Below are 282 nucleotides of genomic sequence, written 5' to 3'. Positions count from 1 at the left end.
CGAATCGCTGCAGGCGGTGATTTCCCAGACCCTGCTGAAAAAGATCGGCGGTGGCCGCGTGGCCGCCCACGAAATCATGATCGGCACCCCGGCGATCCGTAACCTGATCCGCGAGGACAAGGTGGCGCAGATGTACTCGGCCATCCAGACCGGCGGTGCGCTGGGCATGCAAACCCTGGATGCGTGCCTGAAAACCCTCGTCTCCAAAGGGCTGGTCAGCCGCGAGAGTGCGCGGGAAAAAGCCAAGACACCTGAAAACTTCTGAGATCATTCTCGTCATGC

1 pseudogene is annotated in these 282 nt (G+C 60.6%); it reads left to right on the top strand.

The window, feature by feature from the left end:
- Nucleotides 1-265, top strand: a pseudogene (locus tag AC0IYH_RS31070) (twitching motility protein PilT); the annotation flags it as partial.
- Nucleotides 266-282: the final 17 nt, after the last annotated feature.

The sequence above is a fragment of the Pseudomonas sp. AC463 genome, from assembly GCF_979253585.1.
Note: the sequence above shows the minus strand (reverse complement) of the source record. Positions and strands in the feature narration are given on the sequence as shown.